Consider the following 18690-nt stretch of genomic DNA (forward strand, 5'->3'; position numbering starts at 1 on the left):
GGTTCGACGGCAGTTTGACTGTCCCCAGCAACTATTGCCGTCTCGGTGCCACGTTCAGGTATGTCCCCGCAGGCTCGCTCCGACCGCCAGCTGCTTCGCGCCGTGGTCGCGCTGGCGGTGGGCCTCGGCATCGCCGCACGACTGCTGGCCGTCGACTTCGTCCCGACCTGGCTCTACATCGGGTCCGTCACGCTCGATACTATCAGCCTGCTAACGTTCGTGCTCGGTGGTGTCGTCGCTGCGGACTGGCTTCAGCGCCGGGTCGCCGGCGGCCGCGACACCACGGTTGGCGACGGGACTGGGCTCCTGGGAGTTCTGACCATCCTCGCGTCGGTGTTCGCGCAGGTCTCGCTGAATACGTCCAACGGCGGCGTCTTCTTCGCCAGCGTCCCGGCGTTGCTACTGGGGAGTCTCCTGGTAGCCGTGGTACTCGCACGCTCTGGGTATCGGGTGGTACGCGGTACGCACACCGACGACCTCGGCGCCTGACTCAGTTGGAGGCTTCGGCCGATTCGCTTTCTGACTCGGGTTCCTCCTCGGCTCCGCTGTCGGCAGCGCCGCCGTCGGCGTCGTCTTCGCCCTCGACTGGCTCCTCATCGGCAGCCTCCTGCTCTCCCTCGTCCTCGGTCTCGCCGCCGTGTTCGAGTTCCTCTGCCATCTCGGCCATCGCGGCGGCGGACTCGTCGGGCCGGTCGAGGACCTCCTCGGTGTGCATCCGCATCTCCTCGCGGGCGCGGATGGTTCCATCGACGGTCGCGTTCTCGTGGAGATGGACCGTCTTCGCCGAAATATCGCCCCACACCTTCGCGCCGGGGCCGATGCGGACGTCGCCGTTCCGGGTGGTCACGTCGCCTTTGATTTCGGTGCCACGACCCACGACGATATCTGTCCGGGCGCGGAGGCTTCCGAAGACGACGTTGTCGCGCCCGACTTCGAGGGACTTCGCGCGGATGTTGCCGTGGAGCCGGCAGTCGTCGCCGACCGTCGCCGGCGTCGAGACGCGCCAGGCGTCGTCCGAGACGGTCGCGCCCCGCGGGATACGAATCGGGTCGTGCTCGCTCTCGTCGCCCAGCATCTCGTCGAGCACCTCCTTCGCGGCGGCTTCCTCGCCGATTCGGAGCAGCTGCGAGAGGTAGACGAAAAGGAAGACGATGGTCGGCATCGGGTTCCGGATGACGATCCAGCCGTTGGCCTCGAACCCCTCCTCGATGTCGACGTCGTCACCGATGTCGAGGTCGCCAGCCACGCGGAGCTCGCCACCGATGTGGACGCGTTCGCCGATGTAGGCGTCCTCGCCGACGAGTACGTCGTCCTGGACGTCACACCACATGTCGAGTCGGCAGTCGCCCTCGGCCTCGATGTGACCGCCGAAGCGGACGCGTTCGTCGGCGACGACCGACCGGCCGCGGACGCCGAACTCCACGGTGCTCTGCCCGCCGATGAGCACGTCGCCATCGGTCACGAGGTCGTGTTCCTCGACGGTCGTGCCGTCGGGGATGGCCAGTTCGGAGAGCGGGTCAGAGCCGAATTGCACGTCGTGCATGTGGGAATCAGACGTATTAAACCCTCAGGACGTGCAAGACGGGCGTCTGACGTGCGTCTGACGCCCTCGTCGCGACCTGTGGGGGAGGTGGGTGCTATGCCAGTCGGGCGGGGACAGTGGGGCCCTCCGAGTCGCCAAACAGGGCGTTGCTCCCGCGAGAGACTACACTTTTATCCGGTCGCCGCCTATTGATTACCATGACTGTCCTTTCGTTCGACGAGCAGGGCGTCGACGTCGTGTACGAGGGCACCGAGTTCAGACTCGAGAAGGACCTCATCGAAGACGCGACACAGAAGTCCTACCCGGACGTCACCGACCACGAAGTCCTGCAGATGGTCGAACCCGACCCGTCACTGTCCGGGCAACCCCAGCGCATCGCCGAAATCGTGCGGTGACGGCGGACTGTCGTGGTAACGTTCCCACGAAGGATTCAATCCCTCGTGAGAAAATATACGAATTCTACTAATTACGCCGCTGTCTGGCGATACCAGCGCGGCGAAATCGTGGCAAAAACCCACAATGGCGGCAAGCATTTACGTCCGAAAAGACGAGTGAGTGTTAATGTCAAACCCACGTGTCGCCGGGGCCGGTGTCACGAAGTTCGGAAAACATCCCGAACGCACCGGCCGCGATCTGTTTGCCGAAGCGGGCCTCGAAGCACTCGACCAGTCCGGGGTCGACCCCGACGACGTCGACGCCCTCTTCTACGGGAACTTCATGGGCGAACTCGCGGAGCACCAGGGCCACCAGGGCCCGCTGATGGCGGAGGCCATCGGCCTGGACGTGCCGGCGACCCGCTTCGAGGCTGCCTGCGCGTCGGCCGGCGCGACCGTCCGGGCGGCGGTCAAAGACCTCCGTAACGGTGAGGCCGACGTCATCGTCGTGGGCGGCGCCGAGCGGATGACCAACATCGGGACGGCCGCCGCCACCGACGCGCTGGCTATCGCCGCCGACGACCTCTACGAGGTCCGCGCGGGGATGACGTTCCCGGGCGCCTACGCGCTGATGGCGCGTTCGTACTTCGAGGCGTACGGTGGTTCTCGCGAGGACCTGGCGCACATCGCCGTGAAGAACCACGAGCACGCGCTGGTCAACGACCACGCCCAGATTCAGAAGGAGATCACCGTCGAGGACGCGCTGGAGGCGCCGACAATCGCCAGTCCGCTGGGGCTGTACGACTCCTGTCCCATCACGGACGGCGCGGCGGCCGCCGTCCTCACCAGCGAGGCGTACGCCGAGGACCATGGACTCGATGCACCGGTGGCTGTCAGCGGGACCGGTCAGGGCGGCGACAACCTCGCGCTGCAGGACCGGGACCACTTCGCGCAGACGCCGGCCGCCGACAAGGCCGCCCGGGAGGCATACGCGGACGCCGGCGTGAGTGCGGCGGACGTCGACGTCGCCGAGGTTCACGACTGTTTCACCATCGCCGAGGTCCTTGCCATCGAGTCGCTCGGGCTCTACGAGCGCGGCGAGGGCATCACGGCAGCGACCGACGGGGAGACGTCCCGCCACGGCGACCTGCCGGTCAACCTCTCGGGTGGCCTGAAAGCCAAGGGCCACCCGGTCGGCGCAACGGGCGTCGCACAGCTGGCGACCATCGCGTGGGTCCTCGACGGGTCCCACCCGCGCGCCGACGCCGTCGAGGACGGTCGGGTCGGCGTCTGTCACAACGCCGGCGGGACCGTCGCCTCTACCACGGTCCACGTCCTGGAGGTGGCGGAATGATCGACGCGGCCCCCGACGGCGCGTACGACGCGTGGCTCGACAGTATCGAGGACGACGCGCCCTACTACCTCGAGTGCGAGAACGGCCACGGCTGGCTCCCGCCACGTCGCATCTGTCCGGAGTGCCGGTCCCGGGACCTGACCGAGGAACCGCTCCCCGACTCCGGCGAGGTGACGACGCACACGACCATCACCGTCCCGACGCCGCAGTTCGAGGACGACGCGCCCTACGTGACCGCCGTCGTGGACTTCGGCCCAGTCTCGATTACCGGGATTGTCCGTGGCATCGACCCCGAGGACGTCGCTATCGGAACGGTCGTCGGACTGGAGGTCGGCGAGCGGGTGACCACGGGCGACCGGGCCGTGGTGTTCCGACCGCGCTGAGCGGTTCGAACGAGTTATTCGACAGTCACGGATGTCGTCTCGCCGCGAACGACGGTGACGAACTGGTCCGGGTGTTCGACGTGCGGGAGCAAGAGCGAGTCGCTGAACACGATGAGCCGCGCGTCGGCGCGTTCGGCCAGCTCGCGGCCGTCGGAGAGCGGCGTGATGTCGGCGTCCTCGCCCCAGACCAGCGTGGTCGGGACGTCGAGCGATTCGAGCACCGCTCCGAGGTCCGCCTGTGGGTCGAGGAACCCGGAGACGAACGACGCTGGCGCGAACCGGGCGCCCGGCTGGTGGCCGCTCTGCCACTCGTAGTCGACGACCTCGGCTGTGAGTTTGTCCATGTCGTAGTAGCCGTGGTCGGCGTGGAAGTGTCGGATGGAGGCCTTCGAGACGATGAGGTTGTAGATGGCCTGGCCGACGACGGGCGCGCGCAGCAGCGACCGGAGCCAGACGTTCCCGCCGCCCATCGAGGAGTCGGTCGGACAGACGAGGACGAGTTCCGAGACGTCGACGTCCTGGGCGGCCGACGCGGCGTAGGCGCCGGTCAGCGAGGAGGCGATGACCGTCGGGTCGGTAGCCTCCTCGTCGAGGAAGTCACGGACGAACGTCGTCAGCAGCGAGGCGGAGTACAGCAGTGGCGGCCGGTCGGACTGCCCGAAACCGGGGAGGTCCGGCGCGAGGACGTGGTAGTCCTCGGCCAGTTCGTCGACGACCGTGTAGAACTCGTGGCTCGACCCGGCCGCGTTGATGCCGTGCAACAACACGAGGTCCGGGTCCGACGGGTCGCCGAGTTCCGTGTACGCGATATCGAACCCGCGCCAGCGGTAGGACCGCTGCGTTCCCGGGAGGAACGGGTCGAACTCCTCGGGCGATGACCGGAGCAGTCGGTTGGCAAGCGCCGCCGCGCCGACGGTTCCCGCGGCCAGCCCGAGTGCGTTTCTGAGTCTCATGCCCGACCGTAGGGGGCTGAGACTCTAATACGTAATGGACGCGACACGTCCTGTGCCGGCCACGGGATAGTCTCCGACTACGCGTCGCGGTCCAGACACTCCCGGAGCGGCGCCAGCACATCGTCGACGACCGTGTAGGGGTCCGTCTCGCGAGCCACGACGTCACTGATGGCCTGGTCGATGCCACCCTTGCGGTCGAGCTCACGGGTGACGAGGCCGTTGGCGTCCTCGCGCAGGAGGGTGCGAATCTCGGCGGCGAACCGCGCCCGTTCCTGCTCGTCGCGTCGCCCCGTCCGGTCGAGGAAGTCGCCGTGGTCGGCAAGCGCCGTGATGAACTCGTCGACGCCCTCGGCGCGGTTCGCCACGGTCTCCACGATGGGCGGGGACCACGACTCGGTGGCTGTCTCGTCGTCTGGGCCCACCTCGTCGGGCCCGGCGTGGGTTTCAGCATGTTGGTCTGGGCCGTGGTGACCGCCCCGACCCTGGCCACCCCGGTTCTGGAGCATCTCTCTGAGCTGTTGGACGGTGCGGTCGGCGCCGTCCAGGTCGGCCTTATTGACGACGAAGACGTCGCCGATTTCGAGGATGCCGGCCTTGAGCATCTGGACGTCGTCGCCGCTGCCGGGCGGGACGAGTACGGCGACCGTGTCGGCCGTGCGGACGATGTCGACCTCGTTCTGTCCAGCGCCGACCGTCTCGACGATTATCTTGTCCTTGCCGAAGGCGTCCAGCGCGGTGACTGCGTCGGTCGTCGCCGTCGAGAGGCCGCCCAGCGACCCGCGGGCTGACATCGACCGGAAGAACACGTCCATGTCGCCAGCGTTCGACGCCATCCGGATGCGGTCGCCCAGCACCGCGCCCCCCGAGTACGGCGAGGAGGGGTCGATGGCGATGACGCCGACGGTCAGCCCCTCCTTGCGATAGGCCGCCGCCACCTTGTCGACCAGTGTCGATTTGCCGGCGCCGGGGCTGCCCGTGACGCCGACGATGTCCGCGTCGCCCGTGTGCTGGTGGAGGTCCGAGACGACGTCGCGGTAGCCCGGTGACCGGTTCTCTATCTTCGTGATGACACGGGCCAGCGCGCTGTGCTTGCCCGCGAGGAGGTCCTCGACGAGGTCACTCATCGCTCGGGCGCGTGCTCGCGGATGTACGTGATCATCTCCTCCATGGACGCGCCGGGCCCGAATATCTCGTCGACGCCCTGCGCGCGAAGTTCTTCTTTGTCGTCTTCGGGGACGATGCCGCCGACGAGGACCAGTCGGTCGTCGAAGGCGTCGTACTCCTTGAGGCCGTCGAGTATCTTCGGAACTAGCGTGTTGTGGGCGCCCGAGAGGATAGAGATGCCCACGACGTCGACGTCTTCCTGGACGGCGGCCTGAACCACTTCGTCCGGCGAGCGGTGCAGTCCGGAGTAGATGACCTCGAACCCGGCGTCACGGAGCGCACGGGCGATGACGTGGGCCCCGCGGTCGTGGCCGTCGAGGCCCACCTTCGCGACCAGACAGCGTATCGTCCGCCCGCTCTGTTCGTGCTCGACACTCATGCAAACCTCTACCACGTCCGGTGGTTTGATTCTTGCCCACCGAAGGGTCCACCGCTTACGCCGCGAAGACCAGGAAGGGCACGACGAACAGCAAGACGAACAGGACGAGGAGTATCAGGCCGTACCCCGCGAGGGTGCCGGCCGCCGCTAGCCACGCCGGGTGGTCGAACTGCGAGCGTAGAGTGGCCATATTAGTGGATAGACCCGGGCTGATTTAGTGATTCTGGCGTGAGCGGATTCTCACATCCCCATGTCGTCGGCCGCCTCGGGAATCGGGAGCGCGTGTTGCGACACGCCGAGCAACTCCGCCGCGTGGTCCAGCGCCATGTCGAACCCGTAGTACCGCTCGAGTTCGTCGCCGTCGGCGGTGGGCCGGACCTTGAGCATCGCGTAGCCCTCGATGTTCTGTGTGACCGCCGCCGTCCCGGACTCGCTCTCGAAGGTCAGTACGCGTTCTTCGTCCGTCTCGTAGTAGCGGGCGGTGACGCCGTCTGCCGACGCCTCGGTCGTGGACTCGGACTCGGTCATCGACGCGGAGTTAGGACTCGCCGTAGTGAAAGCTGTCGGTGCCGGCCGCGGCGGGACTGGAAGATTTATGCGCCGCTCTCTGCACCGTTCAGTCAGGATGGCCCGACGCGACGGCACCGGTTCCACGCTCCGCCGCGTGCTCGCGACCCGGTTCTCCGTCGACACGCGAGCGCTGGCGGTCTTCCGCGTCGCGCTGGCGACGCTCCTGCTGGTCGACCTGGCGCGCCGGGCGACGGACCTCGTCGCCTTCTACACCGACCGTGGCGTGTTCCCGCGGGCCCTGCTCCCGGTGGTCGAACCGGGCTATCAGTACGTCTCGCTCCACGCGCTCTCCGGCGCAGCCTGGGTGCAGTGGATGCTGTTCGCGGTTGCCGCGCTGGCCGCGTTCTCCCTGCTCGTGGGCTACCGGACCCGCCTGGCCGTCGTCGTCTCGCTGGTCCTGCTGGTCTCGATACAGGCGCGCAACCCCGCGGTCCTCAACAGCGGCGACACGCTGTTCCGCCGGCTCCTGTTCTGGAGCCTGTTCCTCCCGCTGGGTGAGCGATGGGCCGTCGACGCGACCGGCGACGACTGGCGACCGTCGGTCGTCGGCCCGGCAACGGCGGGCCTCCTGCTGCAGGTCGTCGCTGTCTACGCGACCAACGCCGTGGTGAAGTTCCGGGCCGACGTCTGGCTCCGGGGCGACGCGGTCCGCTACGCCTTCGAACTCGACCACTTCACCGTCCTCCTGGGCGACGTGCTCGCCGGACAGTCGACGCTTCTGACCCTGGCTGACTGGGGGTGGGTGACGCTCCTCGTCGCGTCGCCCCTGCTCGTCGTCCTGACCGGCCATTGGCGGGCCGCACTCGCTACCGCGTTCGCGTCGGTGCACGTCGGGATGCTCCTGACGCTCTCGCTCGGTATCTTCCCCCTCGTGTCGATGACCGCGCTCCTGCCCTTCCTCCCGCCAGTCGTCTGGGACCGTCTCCAGCGACATGCACCGGCCGGGCTCGGTGAACTCGTCGCGTCGCTGCCCGACAGGCGGTCCATCCGTCGGACGCCACAGCGCCTCCGGTCTGTCGGACGCGTATTCGCGGCCGTCTGTCTCGTCGCCCTCGTGGCCATCAACGCTATCGGACTCGGCGTCGTCTCGCCGCCGGCCGGAACCCCGGACGCCGTCGCCGACCGCTCGTGGGACATGTTCGCGCCGTCGCCGCCGCTCGGGACGTGGTGGTACGCTGCACCGGCGACCCTCGAGTCGGGCGAGCGCGTCGACGCGCTCAGCCGCGAGCCGGTCGCCCTCTCGAGGCCGCCCGACGTCGCGACCACGTATCCCAACGAGCGGTGGCGGAAGTTCCTCGACGACGCGCGGCGCGAACCGGCGCTCCAGCGGTCGCTGGTCGCACACCTCTGCTGGCGCTGGAACCGCGCCCACGACGACACGATGGTCGAAGTCCGATTGGTCCAGCTGCACGAACCGACCGACCTCGACGGACCAGAGCGGGTCGAACGGGAGCCGTTCGGGACGTACGCCTGTGCGGACGTCGCCTGAGGACCGCAACGAAGAAGGCCGTCTCTCGCCCCTGTCGGCGTATGGCCAAGTGGTTACAGAGCGGACGCCGCCGGGATATGTGTATCCTGCTCGCCGGCGCCGAGGACGGGGAACTGACCGGCCAGCGCCTCAAGACCCGGTTGGAGGCCCGCTACGACACGCGAATCGACCCGAAGAGCTTCTACGGGGCGCTCGACGCGATGGAGGACGCCGGCTTCGTCGAGCACCGCGTCGACGGCATCGCCGACAAATACTCGCTGACGGAGGCCGGCGAGCACCGGCTCCGCGAGCAGTTCGAGTGGATGCGCGAGACGCTGGCCTAGACGACCCAGTCGCGGAACTCGACCCGATAGTCGCCGCCTTCCAGACCCACGTACCAGGCGTCGTCTAGCGGCGCCGGCAGCGGTTGTTCCTCCTCCAACGTCTCACGGAGCGACGCGACTGTCTCCGAGAGCGGCTCGCACTCCTCGTACTGGTCGGCCGCGGCCGTCCGGAGAATCTCTCGTTCGTCGGCGTCGAACTGGGACCGCTCGACGAGGTGGGTCTCCGCGATGGCCGCCCGGAACCCCTCGCTGTCGGTCGCCACCTCGGACGGCGTGACGGCGAACCTGTACTGGGTTCTGGTGGTTCGCTCTCCGGCCTCGACTCGCCAGTCCCGGTCCTGCCAGTGGACCCAGAGCTGGTCCGACACCGCCGCGAACCGCGAGCGGTCGAGGCCGTCGGGGTACGGGACCGGCCGCTTGCGAGCCGAAAGCCCTTGGGGGAGGTCATCGCCCCGGTGGTCCCACTCCGACTCGTAGACGGTGTAGCGGAGCGCCGCCCGGTCCACGGCTGGCAGGTCCTCGAACGGGACTACCGTCGCGCCGGCCGGTGCCGCCTTCCCCACCCGCATCTCGACGTTCAACACGAGCCCCGGAACCTCGGACTGACCGGTCTGCTCGACGGCGAGGCGGTAGAAGCGCCCGTCGACGTCGGCGTAAGAGCCGTCCTCTAGCGGCGGTGTGTCGCTGTAGTGTGTCCCCTCGGCCGTCCCGTTGTCAACGGCGCTTCTGACCAGCGACCTACCCCGCTCGCTCAGTCGAACCGGGAGCGCATCGGCGGGGTCGAACGGGTCGGCCGTCACCGTGAGCCCGGCGCCGCACGCCGTCGATGTCGAGGTCTGGTCCCGGGTGGTCGTCACCGAGGGAGACTCGACCGGTGGTCGCTCGGTCTGGGGGTCGGTGTTGCTGTCACTGGGACCGCTACAGCCTGCGAGCAGCGCCGCGATACCTGCGAGGACCGCTCGTCGAGCGGGCATACGACAGTCTACACACGGACTCGAAAATAACCCACTGGACGCTCAAAACGCGACTGACCGGCTAGTCGAGCAGCTGGTCGGCGATGGTGTTCCGGAGAACCTCGCTGGTCCCCTCGTATATCTCGTTGAGTTTGGCGTCCCGGTAGAACCGCTCGGCGGGGAAGTCCTTCGTGTAGCCGTAGCCGCCGTGAATCTGGATGCCCTCGTTGGCCACCTCGCGCGACACCTCGGAGGCGTATAGTTTGGCTTGCGCGGCCTCCTTGACGAACCGCTCGCCGCGCATCTTCTTGTCCGCCGCGCGGTGCATCAGCATCCGGGCGGCTTCGGTCTTCGTGTCCATGTCGGCGAGTTTGTGCTGGATGGCCTGGAACTCGGAGATGGGCCGGTCGAACTGCTCGCGTTGTTGTGCGTACTCGAGAGCCGCGTCCAGAGCAGCCTGTGCGATACCGACGCCACGGGCGGCGATAGTGATGCGACCGCCGTTGAGGGTCTTCAGCGCGTGGACGAATCCCCGCCCTTCCTCGCCGAGTCGGCGCGACTCGGGGATTCGCATGTCGTCGAAGCGAAGTTCCGCCGTCGGACAGCCCTTGTCGCCGAGTTTGTGCTCGGTGCCCTCGACCACGAAGCCGTCGTCCTCCTCGGGGCGGACGACGAACGAGGAGATGCCCTTGTTGCCTGCGTCCGGGTCGGTCTTCGCGAAGAGGACGACCGTATCGGCGACCGAACCGTTCGAAATCCAGAGCTTCCCGCCGTTCACGACGTACTCGTCGCCGTCGCGCTCGGCCGTGGTCTCCATCGCCGGGACGTCGCTCCCCGCGCCGGCCTCCGAGAGCGCGAACGCCCCGATGTCCTCGCCCTCGGCGAGCGGGCGGAGATACGCCTCCTTCTGGGTCTCGTCGCCGAACTCGTAGATCATGTTGCAGGCAAGCGAGATGTGGGCGGCGACGACGGTCCCGAGGCCGCCGCTGCCACGCGATATCTCTTCTAAGGCCATGGCGTAACTGTGGTAGTCCAGGCCCGCGCCGCCGTACTCCTCGGGGATGGGCATCCCCATCAGGCCCAGGTCGGCCATCTCGCCGACAAGGCCCGCCGGGAACTCGTCGGCCGCGTCGATGTCGCTGGCCTGCGAGACCACCTCTTCGTCGACGAAGTCGGCGACCATCTCCCGTATCTGGCGCTGCTCCTGGGTCGGGCTGAAATCCATGCGCCTAGGTACCGGGTTGCATCTCTTTACTGTTGGCCAACGGCGTACCCGTTGTCGACGATTGAGACGGAATCGAACAGGTGTGGTCGCTTCAGTCGTACTCGTAGAACCCCGCCCTCGTCTTCTTGCCGAGGTCGCCGGCGGCCACCTTCCGCTTGAGGAGGTAGGCCGGTTGGTAGCGGTCCCCGAGCTCCTCGTGGAGCGTCTCGCTGGCGTCGAGTACGACGTCCAGGCCGATGTGGTCCGCGAGTTCGAGCGGCCCCATCGGGACGTTCGTCCCCAGGGTCATCCCGCGGTCGATGTCAGCCTTCGCCGCGACGCCCTCGTCGAGCGCGCGGATTCCCTCGTTGATCCAGGGCATGAGGATGCGGTTGACGACGAAGCCCGGCTTGTCGTCGGCCTCCCAGGTCTCTTTCCCCAGGTCGGCGGCGAAGTCGTGAGCCAGGCGAAGCGTGTCGCGCCCCGTCTTCTCGCCGACGACCACTTCGACGCCCTTCATTATCGGGACGGGATTCATGAAATGGAGGCCCAGGACGCGCTCCGGGTGGTCGGTGACGCTCGCGATGGTCGTCACCGAGAGCGTGCTGGTGTTCGTCGTGAGCACCGTCTCGGGCGAACAGCGCTCCGAGAGGTCCTCGAAGACGGACTGCTTGATCTCCATGTCTTCGGTGACTGCCTCGACGACGAGGTCCGCGTCCGCCATGTCGGCGAGGTCGGTCGTCCCCTCGATTCGCTCGCGGGCCGCCGACGCTTCGCCCTCGGAGACGGCCTCGCGAGCGACCAGTCGCTCGAGGCTCTCCCCGATGTGGTCGAACCCCTTCGAGACCAGCTGCTGGTTCATATCGCGCATGACGACGTCGTAGCCGGCCGTCGCCGCGACCTGTGCGATGCCGCTCCCCATGGTTCCCGCGCCGACGACGCCGACGGTGTCTACCTGTGCCAGTTCCATGTGCGAACGGTTCGCACGGCATTCGTGTAAGTCTGCCGACGTGCGTGCCCTCCCGGACAACTGGGGCCGTCAGATGGGCGACCACGGGACGATAAGAGCCGGTCACTCGGTGAACTACCTCCCGCCGAAAGCTTAACTCGGCTTGTAGTAAATGTCAGAGAAAAGATACTTATGGCCGACGTGAGTACTAGTGTTCGATGACGGACCTCGGACGACCCTCGACTGCCTCGCTGCCAGTCGGCTTCTCGGCGTCCGAGCGCGTGCGACCCCTTCCAGACCAATGAGCAAGTCACTCGATACCCCCACCAGTGCGACCGACCGAACGATAGAGACGATTCTCGACACGGTTTCCTCGACGACGGCCGACGTCCGCTCGGCTATCGCTGGCCACCGCGAAGTGGCCGGGACGACGAACCCGAGCGGTGACACGCAGCTCGCCGCCGACCTCAGGGCCGACGAGCTGTTCGAGCGTCGCATGCTCGACATCGACGGCGTCGCGACCTACGCGAGCGAGGAGCGCGACACGCTTTCGACGGCCGACGGCCGCCTCCACGTCGCGATGGACCCGCTCGATGGCTCGTCGAACCTGGTCCCGAACAGCGGCATGGGTACCATCTTCGGCGTCTACAGCGAGCGCCCACCGACTGCCGGCCGGAACCTGCTTGCCGCCGGCTTCGTCATCTACGGTCCGGTGACGTCGATGGTGGTCGCTCGCGACGGCCGGGTCCGGGAGTACCTCGTCGAGAACGGCGAACAGCGGCTCGTCGACGACGACGTGACCCTCCCCGAGGACCCGACTGTGTTCGGCTTCGGCGGCGGCGAGGACTCCTGGACGGACCCATTCAGGAGCTACGCCGACGAGATTCGCGAAGAGCTCAAGCTCCGCTACGGTGGGGCGATGATCGCCGACATCAGCCAGGTGCTCTCCTACGGCGGCGTCTTCGCGTACCCGGCACTGCAGTCCCGACCGGAAGGCAAGCTCCGCCTCCAGTTCGAGGGCCAGCCGATGGCCTACATCGTCGAGTCGGCCGGCGGGCGCTCGAGTGACGGCACCCAGTCGCTGCTCGAACCGACGCCGTCCGACCTCCACGACCGCACGCCGCTCCACATCGGGAACGCGGCGCTCATCGACCGCCTCGAGTCCTCGCTTCAGTAACCCAGGTATATCGCGAGCGCTTTCAGCACGCCGTAGACGACGACCACCAGTCCCACGACTGCCGAGAGTACCGTCCCGACGAGGCCGCTCGGCCACAGCGAAAGTGGGTTGGGGAGACCGAGCGCGGGCAGGGAGACTGCTGGCAGCGACAGTCCGCCGCCGCTTCCACTGACGGTGGCGACGTCCTGGCCCGCGACGCTGAGCGTCCCGCCCTCCGGGACCGAGCGCGCGAACTCGGTGCTTCGGGTCGCCCCGGCGGGGACCGTCACCGTCCGGCTGGTGAGGAGACTCCCGTTCAGGACCACGGCGACACGGTAGTCGCCCGTCGCGGTGCCGCGGTTCGCCAGGTCGACGGTCACGACCGCCTGGTCGCCGGCGGTCGGTTCCTCGGGCGAGACGGTGACGTTCGTGACGACGATGGCCGGTTCGCCGGCGTCGCTCTGTGTCTGCGTGGGCGTCGGTTCGGCGCCGCTCGTTCCAGTCGACTCCGGCTCATCGTCGGTCAACGCTGCCGTGGCCCCACTGCCGACGACGAACGTCGAGAGCCCGGGCGCGGACGCCTGGTAGACGATGCGCGACCCCGATTGGCTGACGACGGCCGTCTCCAGGGGGACCCACCCGCCTTCGTCGCGATAGAGCGTCACCGCGTCAGGGTCTGTCCCGGTACGGTTCAGCGCCGCCCGCGAGACGGCGAAGGTGAACGTGACGGCCTCGGCGGTGGCGTTCCCGTGCTCGACGTCGAACCGAGTGAGTCCGACGCCGCCGGTGGCCGTCGCGAACGATGGCGGCGTCCGGTCGTCGGCGCTGAGGTCGAGCCTGACCGTCTCGTTCGTCGTGAACGTCGCCCGGATGCGTTCCAGCGAGGCGTTCGAGCCGGCGACGAGCGAGCCGTTGGCCCGAGTGACTCGTTGCGTGGTCCCGCTGCCGGTCACGTTCGCGACCGCACGTCGGTCGCTCCGTCTCGTCACCTCGACGGTGCCGTCGATGCCTGTTCCCGTGACCAGAATCCGGTGTGTCTCGGCGGCCGTGTTCCCGAACTGGTCGGTCACTTCGACGGAGATCTCGTGGGTCCCCGGACTGGCAAAGGCCACTGTAACCGACTCACTCGGAAGGATTGTGCCGCCGTCGATGTGCCACCGATAGGACTCGATGCTCTGGTCGTCGGTGGCGTTCGCGGTGACAGTCACCGGTTCGCCCACCGTCGCGTTCGTCGGTCCCTCGACGGTGACGGTCGGTGCGGAGTCGTCGTACCGGAACTTCCGCTGGTGGCCGATGTCGATGGCGTTGCCGTAGCGGTCGACGACCGAGAGCAGTATCATGGAGTACTCGCCCTCTTCAGAGAAGGTGTACCGGGTAGTGTAGGTCACCGTATCGCCCTCCTCTACGCTGAAGTTCGAGACGTAGAGCGTGTCTATCTGCGGGCCGCCGATGGAGAGCGTGAGGTTCTCCAACCGTTCGTCGACCGTAATCGCCAGCTCGACGGTCGAGCTGTTGACGCGCGTCCGCTCGAAGGACTCGTACCGCGGCGGCCGCGTGTCCATCCCCGTCACCGTCACCGTCCCGTCGGTGAGCGTGTTGCCCGCCTCGTCGGCGATACTCGCGCCGCTCCGTATCCCGACGGTGACGTTGTTCACGTTCAGGCGCTGGGCCAGGTGTAGCGAGACCTGCGCGCCCGTCCGGTTCGCGCCGGAGGCGTTGATCGACGTGACGGTGACGTTTTCGACCGTGCCCGCAGACAGCAGGAAGTCGTCCCTCGTGACACTTCCCGTGTCCAGCGTCCCGTTGTCGTAGACCGTGACGTCGATGGTCGTCGCGTTCCCCTTCGTGGCGGTCCCCCACTCCGGGGCCTCGGTGTCGGCGGCCGCGACGGGTCCGGTGAGCGCCGCGAGGGTGACTAGCACGCCCAGCACACAGAGCAGTCCCACGCGCCACTGACGAGTGTGCTGTTCGTGGCCGTCTCCCCGCGCCGCCCTCCGGTGCATTGGTACGCAGTTGCCGAGCGTCCGGTATCAATCGCTCGGCGAGATTACCGTGGTTGATAATCGCGGTCCACGAGGGGCAACTACTGAATCCCCTCCGGTCGTGTGGGATGGTATGAAGGTTCGCATCGCTGCGGAGGCCAGCCGGGACGAGGCGTCCGCCATCGCCGCCGCGGTCGCCGAACACGTCGGCGAGACAGTCGAAGTGTACGTCGGTGACAGCGAGGAGCCGACGCTCGTCCGGGAGGTCCTCGAATCGGGCGAGGAGGACGCGGCGGACGAGGGGGACCTCGGGCCGACCGAACGCGAGGCGCGGCTCCGCGAGGAGGTCGCCGACATCGAACGCGGCGGGCCCGAGAAGTACCGCGAGCGACTCGCCGACCAGGGGAAGCTGTTCGTCCGCGACCGCCTGACGCTCTGGTTCGGCGAGGACGGCCTGGACTTCGAGGACGGCCGCTTCGCCAACTTCGACAGCTGGCACCCTGACAGCCCGGACGTGACGGAGGCAGACGAGAACACCCGCCTCCCGGCCGACGGTCTCGTCACCGGTGCGGGAACCTTCGACGACCGAAAGGTCCACGTCGGGGCCAACGACTTCACCGTCAAGGCAGGGTCGGTGGCGAAACGCGGCGTCGAGAAGTTCATCCGCCTCCAGGAGCGCGCTCTCAAGACCGGCCGGCCGGCGCTGTACCTCGTCGACTCCTCGGGCGGCCGAATCGACGAGCAACGGGGCTTTTTCGCCAATCGCGAGGGCATCGGGAAGTTCTACTACAACCACTCGCGCATCTCGGGGGTCGTCCCGCAGATATGCGTCCTCTACGGCCCCTGTATCGCCGGGGCGGCCTACACTCCGGTGTTCTCGGATTTCACGGTGATGGTCCGGGGGATGAGCGCGCTGGCCATCGCCTCCCCGCGGATGGTCGAGATGGTCACCGGCGAGGACATCGAACTCCAGGAACTCGGCGGCCCGGACGTCCACGCGAAGTACTCCGGGAGTGCGGACCTCGTCGCAGAGGACGAGCAACACGCCCGCGACCTCGTGGCGGACCTCATCACGTACCTGCCCGACAACTGTGAGGAGCAGCCACCGAGAACCGAGAGCACCCGACCGGCCCACTCCCCGTCGGAACTCGACGGCGTCGTCCCGGCCGAACCCAACAAAGGGTACGACATGCACCGCGTCATCGAGCGCGTCGTCGACGCCGACTCCTTCTTCGAACTCCAGTCGGAGTACGGCAAGGAGATTCTGACCGGGTTCGCCCGCGTCGACGGCCGGGTGGTCGGCGTCGTCGCGAATCAGCCGAGCCACCGCGCAGGGGCCATCTTCCCCGACTCGGCGCGCAAGGCCGCCGAGTTCGTCTGGAAGTGCGACGCGTTCAACGTCCCGCTCCTGTATCTCTGTGACACGCCGGGGTTCATGGCAGGGTCGGGCGTCGAGAAGGAGGGCATCCTCGAGGCGGGCAAGAAGATGATCTACGCCACTTCGGAGGCAACGGTGCCCAAGCAGTGTGTCGTCGTCCGCAAAGCCTACGGCGCGGGCATCTACGCGATGTCCGGGCCGGCCTACGACCCCGAGTCGACCATCGCACTCCCGTCGGGCGAAATCGCCATCATGGGACCCGAAGCGGCCATCAACGCGGTCTACGCGAACAAGCTCGACGCCATCGACGACCCCGAGGAACGGGCGAAACGGGAGGCACAGCTCCGCGAGGAGTACCGCGAGGACATCGACGCCCACCGGATGGCCAGTGAGGTCGTCATCGACGAGATCGTCCCGCCGAGCGACCTACGGGCCGAACTCGCTGCGCGCTTCGAGATGTACGAGACGGTCGAGAAGGACCGTCCGGAGAAGAAACACGGGACGATTCTGTGACATAGGCAGCCGTCGATTCATCAGGAGGCGGCGAGGAGCCGCTCGCCGTCCTCACCGTCACCGGCAGCGCGGACACGGTCTTGAATCGTGACGACTACGAGGCGGCGACCGCTCGGTGCCTGTTTCGAGCGGGGCGCCGAGCGGTGACGCACCGATGCACGCGTTCAGGAGAGCAGCGACCCGACCGCACCGCCGATAGCGGAGTCGAGCGCGAGGACGAACGCGATGAGGAGGCCAAGGACGAGGACGCTCAGTCCTGCCAGGCCACCGATTGGCCCCGCGCCGACGCCGCCGACGACGGTGACGAGCCCGCCGAACAGCAGGGCGACGACGCCACCGATAGCGCCGGCCAGCAACCCGTGCCACAGGCCGTTCCAGACGTTCCCACCGGCGACGTATCCCGCCGCGAACCCGCCGATGAGGCCCGCGCCGATGTGGCCGATGACGGGAAGCAGGAACGCCAGCAATCCAGCGATGATGCTCACGAGGAAACCGATGCCCACCGCTCGCCAGTCAGTCATATCGGTGGTACGACCCGACGGGATTAGCGGTTGCGCCTGCAGTGTCAGGGATAGCGGTCCGCACAGGGCTGGCACACGCAGTCGAGAGTCTGCGACGGCGGTCATCGTGTTCGACTCGTGGGCGCGTGGCAGTGCATCACTCCGGCGTTCGCTCCACCAGGGCGGTACGCTCGAACGAACAGACGAGCGTGTCGTCCTGCTTGTAGACGTCGACCTGCATTGTCACGACGCCTCGTTCTTCGTCGCTGGTCAGCCGCGTGTTCGTCACCGTCGTCTCGGCACGGAGGGTGTCACCGTGGAAGACGGGCGCGGGGTGTTCGACGTCGTCGTAGCCGAGGTTCGCGACGACGGTCCCTGCTGTCGTGTCGGGGACCGTGAGGCCGACGGCCAGCGAGAGGGTGTAGAGACCATTGACGACGCGCTCGCCGAACTGCGTCCCGGCGGCGAACTCGGCGTCCAAGTGAAGCGGCTGCTGGTTCATCGTCAGGTCACAGAAGCGCTGGTTGTCGCCCTCCGAGACAGTGCGGCGCGTCTCGTGGACGATCGTCTCGCCCTCGGTGAACGACTCGTAGTACTTCCCGGTCATGCCCGACTCATCGGCCGCCCGGTCCTTAGCGGTGCGGGGCGTGGACGACACTTACGGTCCCACCGGTCCATTGCTTGATATGGTCCGCAGAAGCGTCCTCTTCTCGCCTGGTGACGACAACGAGAAACTCCGAAAGGCCGTCCAGAGCGACGCCGACACCGTGGTGTTCGACCTCGAAGACGCGGTCACGCCCGACGCGAAACCCGCGGCCCGAGAGACGGTCCGCGACGCGTTGGCCGACGTGCTCCCGGCGGACTGCGAGGTGTGCGTGCGCGTGAACCCTGTCGGGTCGAGGGCCAGCGCGGACCTCGACGTCGTGCTCGACGGACCGCCACCGGACAGCCTCGTCCTCCCGAAGACCAGGGGCGCCGGTGACGTCGAGCGGCTCGACTCGCTGGTCCGAGACCACGGGACGACACTCCCGGTCCTGGCGCTCGTCGAGTCGGCCGCCGGGATCCTCCACGCCGAGGCCATCGCCGCCGCCGACGCCACGGACGCGCTTATCTTCGGCGCGGAGGATCTGGCCGGCGACGTCGGCGCGACTCGGACGCCCGAGGGCGAGGAGGTCGCCTACGCTCGTCAGCACGTCGTCCTCGCCGCCCGTGCCGCGGGCGTGGCGCCCATCGACACGCTGTACACGGCCTACAGGGACCACGAGGGATTGCGCGAAGCCACCGAGACGGCGGTCGGCCTGGGCTACGACGGCAAACTCGCCATCCATCCGGCCCAGGCGACGGTCATCAACGAGGTGTTCACGCCCTCCGAGGAGCGACTGGCCTGGGCCGAGCGGGTGCTGGCCGCCCGTGACGAGGCCGACGGCGGGGTGTTCGTCGTCGACGGGGAGATGGTCGACGCGCCACAGGTCAGGCAGGCCGAGCGGGTTCGAGCGCGAGCAGCGGCGGCCCGGGACTGAGCG

Annotated in this window: 22 protein-coding genes; 9 read left to right on the forward strand and 13 right to left on the reverse strand. The window is 67.7% G+C overall.

Translation table 11 applies throughout. From position 1 onward, the window contains the following. Window positions 1–60 precede the first annotated feature (60 nt). The gene (locus P1L41_RS09125) at window positions 61–489 is read left to right on the forward strand and encodes a hypothetical protein (protein WP_276295420.1); all 429 of its coding nucleotides are present in this window, start codon (window positions 61–63) and stop codon (window positions 487–489) included. 1 nt (window position 490) lies between these two features. Here the strand turns inward: P1L41_RS09125 and P1L41_RS09130 are convergent, their stop codons facing one another. Continuing rightward, window positions 491–1543, reverse strand: coding sequence for a polymer-forming cytoskeletal protein (locus P1L41_RS09130; protein ID WP_276295421.1), 1053 nt, complete (start codon window positions 1541–1543; stop codon window positions 491–493). A 197-nt stretch (window positions 1544–1740) separates the two neighbouring features. On the opposite strand from P1L41_RS09130, the gene P1L41_RS09135 reads away from it, so the two are divergent. From P1L41_RS09135 to P1L41_RS09145, 3 genes are all read left to right on the forward strand, one after another. Beyond that, entirely contained in the window at window positions 1741–1938 is a 198-nt protein-coding gene (locus P1L41_RS09135) for a DUF5800 family protein (protein WP_276295422.1), read from the forward strand. 166 nt (window positions 1939–2104) lie between these two features. Beyond that, on the forward strand, window positions 2105–3271 hold the full coding sequence (locus P1L41_RS09140) for a thiolase C-terminal domain-containing protein (RefSeq protein WP_276295423.1): 1167 nt from the start codon (window positions 2105–2107) through the stop codon (window positions 3269–3271). Further along, window positions 3268–3654, forward strand: coding sequence for a Zn-ribbon domain-containing OB-fold protein (locus tag P1L41_RS09145; protein WP_276295424.1), 387 nt, complete (start codon window positions 3268–3270; stop codon window positions 3652–3654). The genes P1L41_RS09140 and P1L41_RS09145 overlap by 4 nt, the downstream gene beginning before the upstream one ends. Before the next feature lie 14 nt (window positions 3655–3668). Here the strand turns inward: P1L41_RS09145 and P1L41_RS09150 are convergent, their stop codons facing one another. The 5 genes from P1L41_RS09150 to P1L41_RS09170 form a co-directional block, all read right to left on the reverse strand. Further along, entirely contained in the window at window positions 3669–4607 is a 939-nt protein-coding gene (locus P1L41_RS09150; RefSeq protein ID WP_276295425.1) for an alpha/beta fold hydrolase, read from the reverse strand. A 77-nt stretch (window positions 4608–4684) separates the two neighbouring features. Beyond that, the gene (gene meaB / locus P1L41_RS09155; RefSeq protein ID WP_276295426.1) at window positions 4685–5731 is read right to left on the reverse strand and encodes a methylmalonyl Co-A mutase-associated GTPase MeaB; all 1047 of its coding nucleotides are present in this window, start codon (window positions 5729–5731) and stop codon (window positions 4685–4687) included. Beyond that, the gene (locus P1L41_RS09160; RefSeq protein ID WP_276295427.1) at window positions 5728–6150 is read right to left on the reverse strand and encodes a cobalamin B12-binding domain-containing protein; all 423 of its coding nucleotides are present in this window, start codon (window positions 6148–6150) and stop codon (window positions 5728–5730) included. The genes meaB and P1L41_RS09160 overlap by 4 nt, the downstream gene beginning before the upstream one ends. A gap of 55 nt (window positions 6151–6205) precedes the next feature. Continuing rightward, complete coding sequence (locus P1L41_RS09165) at window positions 6206–6340, reverse strand: hypothetical protein (protein WP_276295428.1); 135 nt, start codon at window positions 6338–6340, stop codon at window positions 6206–6208. Between the two features lie 50 nt (window positions 6341–6390). Then, complete coding sequence (locus P1L41_RS09170) at window positions 6391–6678, reverse strand: DUF7111 family protein (protein WP_276295429.1); 288 nt, start codon at window positions 6676–6678, stop codon at window positions 6391–6393. A gap of 97 nt (window positions 6679–6775) precedes the next feature. On the opposite strand from P1L41_RS09170, the gene P1L41_RS09175 reads away from it, so the two are divergent. Both P1L41_RS09175 and P1L41_RS09180 read left to right on the forward strand, forming a co-directional pair. Next, window positions 6776–8209 (forward strand): HTTM domain-containing protein, encoded by a 1434-nt coding sequence (locus P1L41_RS09175; RefSeq protein WP_276295430.1) that lies wholly within the window; start codon window positions 6776–6778, stop codon window positions 8207–8209. 41 nt (window positions 8210–8250) lie between these two features. Beyond that, window positions 8251–8532, forward strand: a complete 282-nt coding sequence (locus P1L41_RS09180; protein WP_276295431.1) for a PadR family transcriptional regulator — start codon at window positions 8251–8253, stop codon at window positions 8530–8532. On the opposite strand, the gene P1L41_RS09185 is transcribed toward P1L41_RS09180, so the two are convergent. From P1L41_RS09185 to P1L41_RS09195, 3 genes are all read right to left on the reverse strand, one after another. Then, the gene (locus tag P1L41_RS09185; protein WP_276295432.1) at window positions 8529–9506 is read right to left on the reverse strand and encodes a hypothetical protein; all 978 of its coding nucleotides are present in this window, start codon (window positions 9504–9506) and stop codon (window positions 8529–8531) included. The genes P1L41_RS09180 and P1L41_RS09185 overlap by 4 nt on opposite strands. 61 nt (window positions 9507–9567) lie before the next feature. Beyond that, a complete protein-coding gene (locus tag P1L41_RS09190; protein ID WP_276295433.1) occupies window positions 9568–10710 on the reverse strand; it encodes an acyl-CoA dehydrogenase in 1143 nt (380 codons plus the stop codon). Window positions 10711–10801: 91 nt separating this feature from the next. Further along, on the reverse strand, window positions 10802–11659 hold the full coding sequence (locus tag P1L41_RS09195) for a 3-hydroxyacyl-CoA dehydrogenase family protein (RefSeq protein WP_276295434.1): 858 nt from the start codon (window positions 11657–11659) through the stop codon (window positions 10802–10804). A gap of 280 nt (window positions 11660–11939) precedes the next feature. Between P1L41_RS09195 and P1L41_RS09200 the strand changes: the two genes are divergently transcribed. After that, window positions 11940–12815: a class 1 fructose-bisphosphatase gene (locus P1L41_RS09200; RefSeq protein ID WP_276295435.1), complete on the forward strand. Its 876-nt coding sequence runs from the start codon at window positions 11940–11942 to the stop codon at window positions 12813–12815. Here the strand turns inward: P1L41_RS09200 and P1L41_RS09205 are convergent. Then, on the reverse strand, window positions 12809–14797 hold the full coding sequence (locus P1L41_RS09205; RefSeq protein WP_276295436.1) for a PKD domain-containing protein: 1989 nt from the start codon (window positions 14795–14797) through the stop codon (window positions 12809–12811). The genes P1L41_RS09200 and P1L41_RS09205 overlap by 7 nt on opposite strands. 112 nt (window positions 14798–14909) lie before the next feature. On the opposite strand from P1L41_RS09205, the gene P1L41_RS09210 reads away from it, so the two are divergent. Further along, the gene (locus P1L41_RS09210) at window positions 14910–16667 is read left to right on the forward strand and encodes an acyl-CoA carboxylase subunit beta (RefSeq protein WP_276295437.1); all 1758 of its coding nucleotides are present in this window, start codon (window positions 14910–14912) and stop codon (window positions 16665–16667) included. Between the two features lie 20 nt (window positions 16668–16687). Here the strand turns inward: P1L41_RS09210 and P1L41_RS09215 are convergent, their stop codons facing one another. From P1L41_RS09215 to P1L41_RS09225, 3 genes are all read right to left on the reverse strand, one after another. Beyond that, entirely contained in the window at window positions 16688–16819 is a 132-nt protein-coding gene (locus tag P1L41_RS09215; RefSeq protein ID WP_276295438.1) for a hypothetical protein, read from the reverse strand. Between the two features lie 12 nt (window positions 16820–16831). Continuing rightward, window positions 16832–17188, reverse strand: coding sequence for a DUF5518 domain-containing protein (locus P1L41_RS09220; protein ID WP_276295439.1), 357 nt, complete (start codon window positions 17186–17188; stop codon window positions 16832–16834). A gap of 136 nt (window positions 17189–17324) precedes the next feature. After that, window positions 17325–17825: a MaoC family dehydratase gene (locus P1L41_RS09225; RefSeq protein WP_336399363.1), complete on the reverse strand. Its 501-nt coding sequence runs from the start codon at window positions 17823–17825 to the stop codon at window positions 17325–17327. A 28-nt stretch (window positions 17826–17853) separates the two neighbouring features. On the opposite strand from P1L41_RS09225, the gene P1L41_RS09230 reads away from it, so the two are divergent. Beyond that, on the forward strand, window positions 17854–18687 hold the full coding sequence (locus tag P1L41_RS09230; protein WP_276295441.1) for an HpcH/HpaI aldolase/citrate lyase family protein: 834 nt from the start codon (window positions 17854–17856) through the stop codon (window positions 18685–18687). The last annotated feature ends 3 nt before the right edge of the window (window positions 18688–18690 follow it).

This window comes from Haloarcula ordinaria (genome assembly GCF_029338275.1).
Taxonomy (GTDB): domain Archaea; phylum Halobacteriota; class Halobacteria; order Halobacteriales; family Haloarculaceae; genus Haloarcula; species Haloarcula ordinaria.